The organism is Actinomycetes bacterium, from assembly GCA_036000965.1.
Lineage (GTDB): Bacteria > Actinomycetota > CALGFH01 > CALGFH01 > CALGFH01 > DASYUT01.
The window spans coordinates 1-5,564 of sequence record DASYUT010000030.1 but is presented as its reverse complement, the minus strand read 5'-3'; the positions used below and the strand labels follow the sequence as shown (position 1 = coordinate 5,564).

Below are 5,564 nucleotides of genomic sequence, written 5' to 3'. Positions count from 1 at the left end.
TCGTGGCGGCCTGCAAGGCCCTGCTCCGCAAGGCGGGCGCGCCGCTGCCCCGGAAGGGCCGGGGCGGGTCCGAGGTCCCGCTCGATCTCCGGTCGCTGGGCGTGACCAGCCGGGAGATGGACGTGCTGCGCCTGGTGGCAGGCGGCCTGTCGAACCGGGAGATCGGGGCTCGACTGTTCCTCTCCCCCCGGACGGTCGAGACGCACGTGGCCAGCCTGCAGCGCAGGACCGGGGCCGGGACCCGGGCCGACCTCGTGGCCCTGGCCTCGGCCGTGCTCGCGCGCGAGGGCTCGGGCTGACTCCTCTCCGCCGCTAACTCCGGGTCCCGAGCGGCTAACTCCGGGCCGCTTCCGGATGTGCCCGGCACCGCTTCCGACGCACGCTCCCTCCAGGCCGAGAGAGGAGGTGATGGTCGTCGAGCAGGAACCGCCCCGGGTTCCGGAGGCAACGAACGTGCGACGAGGAAGAAGGAGCCATGGCATCCAGGAGAAGGCTGATGTCCCAGACGACCGATCCGACGTTCTACCGCAGCCCGGCCGAGGCGATCGCCGCGCCGCCTGAGCGGCTCGCCTACGTGGCCGCCTACGACCCCGCCGGCCAGGCCAAAGACGCCATCACGGTGGTCGACACCGATCCGTCCTCGCCCGACTACGGCCGGGTGGTGGGCTGGAGCGAGCTGCCCACGGCCGGCAACGAGCTGCACCACTTCGGCTGGAACGCCTGCTCCAGCGCCCTGGGCCACACCAGCCACGGCGGCCACGGCGGCCCGCTGCAGCGGCGCTACCTGATCGTCCCGGGGATCCGCTCCTCACGCACCTACGTGCTCGACACCAGGCCCGACCCGCGCAACCCCCGCGTGGTCCACACCATCCAGGCCGAGGAACTGGCCCGAAAGGCCGGCTACTCCCGGCCCCACACCATCCACTGCGGCCCCGGCGGCATCTTCCTGTTCGCCCTCGGCGGCGCCGACGGCAACGACGGCCCCGGCGGGATCGCGCTGCTGGACCACGACACCTTCGACGTCATCGGCGCCTGGGAGCGCGACCGCGGCGACCAGTACTTCGGCTACGACGGCTGGTGGCACCTGCACCACGACACCGTCATCACCTCCGAATGGGCGACCCCGTCGATGGTCGAGGGTGGCCTGGACCCCGAGGACCTGCTCGGCCGCAGATTCGGCCACCACCTCAACTTCTGGTCGATGTCGCAGCGCACCCTCACCCAGCGGGTCGACCTGGGCGACGCCCACCAGATGGTGTTTGAGGTGCGCCCCGCCCACGACCCGGCCAAGGCCTGGGGCTTCGTCGGGGTGGTCATCAGCGTCGAGGACCTGTCGGGGTCGGTGTGGCTGTGGCACCGCGACGGCGACCGCTGGGCGGTCCGCAAGGTCGTCACCATCCCCGCCGAGCCCGCCGACGCCGAGCTGCTGCCGCCGGCCTTGCAGCCGTTCGGGGCGGTGCCGCCGCTGGTCTCCGACATCGACCTGTCGGTCGATGACCGCTGGCTGTACGTGTCGTGCTAGGGCACCGGGGAACTCAAGCAGTACGACGTGGCCGACATCTTCAACCCCCACGAGACCGGCTCGGTGCGCCTTGGCGGCATCACCCGCCGCCAGCCCCACCCCGCCAAGCCCGACCAGCGGCTGGGCGGCGGGCCGCAGATGGTGGAGGTCAGCCGCGACGGCCGCCGGGTCTATGTCACCAACTCCATCTACGGCGCCTGGGACCCCATCTTCTACCCCGACGGCGTCGGCGCCTGGATGGCCAAGCTGGACGCCGACCCCGACCGCGGCGGCATCACCACCGACGCGCGCTTCTTCCCCAACGGCGACGACTTCCGCGGCCTGCGCGTCCACCAGACCCGGCTGGAAGGCGGCGACGCCTCCAGCGACTCCTACTGCTACACCAGCTGACCATGCGACCCCTGGCTCACCACGCGGGCGAGGACTCCCTGGCCAACCTGCTGCTGCTCGGCAGCGGCGGCGGGCTCTCCCTGCTGCTGGCAATCGGCCGGGCACGGGTCGCGGCCGCCCGTGCCCGGCTGACCAGGAAGCAGGGCTCCCGCCGCCGAGGCTGAGATGCAGGCCGGGGAACCCCACCAGGACGCCTCCGTCGAGCGCGGCGGCGTGCGCGCCTTCTGGGAGACTACAGAGACGGCGAGCCCGGTACGAGGCATTCAGGGCGTTGCCGAGGAGGCGATGGCACGTCTGGACTCGATGGCGATCAGGACGACCATCAGGCCGACGACGACCGCCAGTTGGGCCACACCGCTTTCCTGGGTCCCCCGCGGCACAGTCAGCAGCAGCGGGCCGGCCACGACCAGCCGGCCGCCCGCCGGTCCCAGCCAGTCCTGGTCGACGAACCCGGCAGCTAGCACGAGCAGGACGATGGCGAGGTTAAAGGGCGCGATGCGCCGGATGGCGCGGGCCGACGCGTCGGCGCTCTGGCGAACATCACGCCGTGCACCAGCGTCACCCCGACAAGGGCCGAGCCGAAGCGGTTCCCTCGGTGCATGGCCACGTTGCCCGTCAGCCAGACGTAGCCGTCATAGATCCACCACGTCATGGCCAGGATCAGCGCCGCCTTGCCGTAGTCACCGAGCCCGTGGGATGTGACACCAGCTCGGTGAGCTGGGTCACGGTGAACACGAAGACCAGATCGAGGAACAACTCGAGCGTACTGACACGCTCGATCTCGACAGCCGGGCCCTCAATGCTGCCTGGACTCATTCCGGATCCCCACCTCCGCATCGAGTATGACCGGCAGAACCTGTCGGACGGCGTTCCCGGCACGGTGAGACTCTGCTTGACAGGCTAACATTGTTCGCCTACGGTTAGCTAACAGTGTTAGCCTCCTGAGGAGGACGGCCAGCCCGTAGCTTCCAGCGAAAAGCCAACGGTAAGGACTATTGATCTTGGTGGCGAGTGACCCGTAGCGTCTCGTCCGTTTGGGTGACGGCCGATGCTCGGGCGGTGGGTTCGTGGCGACTCGGGACGTGTTCTCTGAGGAGGAGCTGGCGCAGCTTCGGGGCTTCCCGGAGATCAACCGGGCCGAGCTGATTCGGCACTTCACCTTGACCGGTTCCGACGAGGCCTTCCTGCGCAAGTTCCGTACCGGCCGCAACGTGCTCGGCGCGGCGGTGCAGTTGTGCACGCTGCCGTGGCTGGGGTTCGTGCCAGACGATGTGCCTGCGGCGCCGGCCGCCGCGGTGGGCCGGCTTTCGCAGCGTCTGGGCGTCGCGATGGGTGAGCTGCGCGGCTACGGCGGGCGGGAGCAGACCCGCACCGGCCATCTTCGGGAGGTCGTGGCGTATTGCGGCTGGCGCACGATGGACAGGATCGAGTGGAAGGAGCTCGACGAGTTCCTGTTCGCCCGGGCGATGGAGCACGATTCGCCGAAGCTGCTGTTCCGGCTGGCTTGTGAGTATTTGATCTCGTCGCGGGTGGTCCGTCCGGGTGTGGTGTATCTGCTCGAACACGTCGCCACGGCTCGGGCGCGGGCTCGGGCGGAGACGTGGATGCGGGTGGCGCACCTGCTGGATGATCGGCGCCGCCAGGAGTTGGACAGCCTGCTGGTGGTCGAGCCGATGCTGGGCCGGACACCGCTGGCCTGGCTTGGGGTCGGGCCGACGTCATCAAGCCCGGCCGCGGTCAAGGCGGAGCTGGAGAAGCTGGCGTTCCTGCGGCGGCTGGACGCGCACACCCTGGATCTGTCGATGCTGCCGGCCGAGCGGCGCCGGTTTCTGGCTGGCGTCGGCCGGCGGCTGACCGCGCAGGCGCTGCAACGGCGGGAGCCGCGGCGGCGGTACCCGATCCTGCTGACTCTGCTGGCACAGTCGGCCGTCGATGTGCTCGACGAGACGCTGCTGCTGTTCGACCAGGCCATTTCCGGGCGGGAGTCGGCGGCGAAGCAGAAGCTGACCGAGGCATTGGCCGAGCGGGCGCGTGGCGGGGAGGACCGGCAGGCGCTGCTGGACGAGATCCTGTCCATCGCGTTGGACCCGGTGGTCGCCGATGAGCAGGTCGGTCCGCTGCTGCGCACAGGGATCGGCATGGAGCGGATGCGGGCGGCGTGGGCGGCCCGGCGGGAGCGGCTGCCGCGTGACCACGGGCACCTGGCGTTGATGGACGAGTCGATGACCTACCTGCGCCAGTTCGCCCCGGCGGTGCTGGCGGCGGTGCGGCTGGCTGGCGGGCCCGGCACTGAGCCGCTGCTGCAGGCGGTGTCGATGCTGACCGAGCTGTACGCCACCGGTGCCCGCAAGGTCCCGGCCGGCGCGCCGGTCGGGTTCGTGCCCACGAAGTGGGCTGGCTACCTCGCCGCCGCGGAGCAGGCCGGCGACATTACCGCGTACCGGCACTACTGGGGAGCTGTGTGTGCTGGTCGCGCTGCGCGACGGGCTGCGTTCCGGTGACGTGTTCGTGCCCGGCAGCCGCCGCTACGCCGACCCGGCGTCGTTCCTGCTCACCATGGAGTCGTGGGCGGCGCAGCGTGCCGAGTTCTGCCACCTGGTCGGCAAGCCGCCTACCGCGGCCGAGGCGCTGGCCATGGCCGACGACGAGCTGCAGGCGGCCCTGGGCGACCTGGAGGGGCTGCTGGTCAAGGGCGCGACCGGCGAGGTCCGGCTCACCGCGGCCGGGGAGCTGGTTATCCCACCGTTGACCGCCGAGGACGTGCCGGCCGAGGCCGAGGCGCTGCGCACCGAGCTGGCCGCGATGCTGCCCCGCGTGCCGTTGGCGTCGGTGCTGGTCGAGGTCGACGCGCGGACCGGGTTCAGCGATCACCTGGTACACGTCGGTGGGATAGTCCAGTCTCCTCATGTCCGACGCACCAAGCACCACGGCCGCCCGCGGTGAGCCGGGTGGATAAGGAGACAGGCACGACTCCCCGCGATCACGTGGCATCCAAGCCCATGACCAGTCCGGACCGCCGTGCCTGCCTGCCCATCATCCCCATTCCTGCGGCTGCCCAGCGGCTGGCACCGCCCGCTGCGCTGGCACCCGACCAGTGCCGCAGCCTGCTCGACGACCTCGCCCAGATCGCCGACCCCCGCCACCAACGCGGCCGACGGCACGCGCTGGGCGCCGTGCTGGCCGTCGCGGTCTGCGCGGTGCTGGCCGGGGCGAGGTCGCTGGCCGCCATTGGCGAGTGGGCCAGCGACGCGCCCGGCCAGGTCCTGGCCGCGCTCGGGACCCGCCGTGACCCGTGGACCGGCGCCTGGCGGCCACCCGCCGAGGCGACCGTGCGCCGGGTGCTGGCCCGCGTCGACCCCGACGCGCTGGACCGCGCCATCGGTGGCTGGCTGGCCGGCCAGCAGCCCACGCCACCACCCACCCGGCCGCCGCCGGCACCCCGCCCGCCGCGTTGGGCGGTCGCGGTCGACGGCAAGACGCTGCGTCTGCGACATGAGGTCGCACGTGGTGAGTGGCTGCGTTGGAGGAGGTTCGATGTGATGTCGAAGACGTAGCCCGGGTCAGTGTCGAGACCTGTCCCTGCCCTGGCGTGCGCCGCAGGCTCTGGCCTGCGGGGTGCGAAGCCCAGGGGAAAGCCCGAGGGTCCCTGCTC

At 71.4% G+C, this 5,564-nt stretch carries 5 protein-coding genes and 2 pseudogenes; 5 read left to right on the top strand and 2 right to left on the bottom strand.

Annotated features, from left to right (window positions below):
- The 3 genes and pseudogenes from VG276_01545 to VG276_01535 form a co-directional block, all read left to right on the top strand.
- On the top strand, window positions 1–299 hold a 299-nt coding region (locus VG276_01545; GenBank protein HEV8648091.1), incomplete at its 5' end, for a helix-turn-helix transcriptional regulator.
- A gap of 197 nt (window positions 300–496) precedes the next feature.
- Window positions 497–1,912: pseudogene (locus tag VG276_01540) on the top strand (selenium-binding protein SBP56-related protein).
- A gap of 2 nt (window positions 1,913–1,914) precedes the next feature.
- Window positions 1,915–2,076, top strand: coding sequence for a hypothetical protein (locus tag VG276_01535; GenBank protein ID HEV8648090.1), 162 nt, complete (start codon window positions 1,915–1,917; stop codon window positions 2,074–2,076).
- A gap of 99 nt (window positions 2,077–2,175) precedes the next feature.
- Here VG276_01535 and VG276_01530 read toward each other — a convergent pair whose 3' ends face one another.
- Both VG276_01530 and VG276_01525 read right to left on the bottom strand, forming a co-directional pair.
- On the bottom strand, window positions 2,176–2,376 hold the full coding sequence (locus VG276_01530; protein HEV8648089.1) for a hypothetical protein: 201 nt from the start codon (window positions 2,374–2,376) through the stop codon (window positions 2,176–2,178).
- Between the two features lie 196 nt (window positions 2,377–2,572).
- Entirely contained in the window at window positions 2,573–2,728 is a 156-nt protein-coding gene (locus VG276_01525) for a low temperature requirement protein A (GenBank protein ID HEV8648088.1), read from the bottom strand.
- Window positions 2,729–2,979: 251 nt separating this feature from the next.
- Here VG276_01525 and VG276_01520 point away from each other — a divergent pair.
- Window positions 2,980–4,801 (top strand): annotated as a pseudogene (locus VG276_01520) (DUF4158 domain-containing protein).
- A 110-nt stretch (window positions 4,802–4,911) separates the two neighbouring features.
- Window positions 4,912–5,466, top strand: coding sequence for a transposase family protein (locus VG276_01515; protein HEV8648087.1), 555 nt, complete (start codon window positions 4,912–4,914; stop codon window positions 5,464–5,466).
- The last annotated feature ends 98 nt before the right edge of the window (window positions 5,467–5,564 follow it).

Excerpts from the sequence above, each read along its gene's own strand:
- VG276_01535 (HEV8648090.1), top strand. The coding sequence starts at position 1,915 with ATGCGACCCCTGGCTCACCACGCGGGCGAGGACTCCCTGGCCAACCTG.
- VG276_01525 (HEV8648088.1), bottom strand. The coding sequence starts at position 2,728 with ATGAGTCCAGGCAGCATTGAGGGCCCGGCTGTCGAGATCGAGCGTGTC.
- VG276_01515 (HEV8648087.1), top strand. The coding sequence starts at position 4,912 with ATGACCAGTCCGGACCGCCGTGCCTGCCTGCCCATCATCCCCATTCCT.